Below are 333 nucleotides of genomic sequence, written 5' to 3' on the forward strand. Positions count from 1 at the left end.
GTGCAGTATACTGAAGGCTTGTAGCTCAGCTGGTTAGAGCGCACCCCTGATAAGGGTGAGGTCGGCAGTTCAAGTCTGCCCAAGCCTACCATTTCCTTACTTTAAGAAAGGAAGGTAACAAAGGTAGAAACGTGTCACGTTGGACCCGAAATCCTAATGAATATTTACTGTTTCAGTAAAGATTAATTAGGGTTTTTTACTCTAAAGATGAAAGTACTGCTTTTGCAGGAAGCATCGAATGTTCTTTAACAATTTGGAAAGCTGATATTAATAGTAATCAATCAAAATTGAGTAACTGAGAAATCGAAAGATGAACTTTTTACTCTACTTGAC

General features: G+C 38.1%; 1 tRNA gene. It reads left to right on the forward strand.

Annotated features, from left to right (window positions below):
- Nucleotides 1–14 precede the first annotated feature (14 nt).
- Nucleotides 15–91, forward strand: a tRNA-Ile gene (locus ACXAGK_RS19480).
- The last annotated feature ends 242 nt before the right edge of the window (nt 92–333 follow it).

This window comes from Alteromonas sp. ABM1_013 (genome assembly GCF_056160505.1).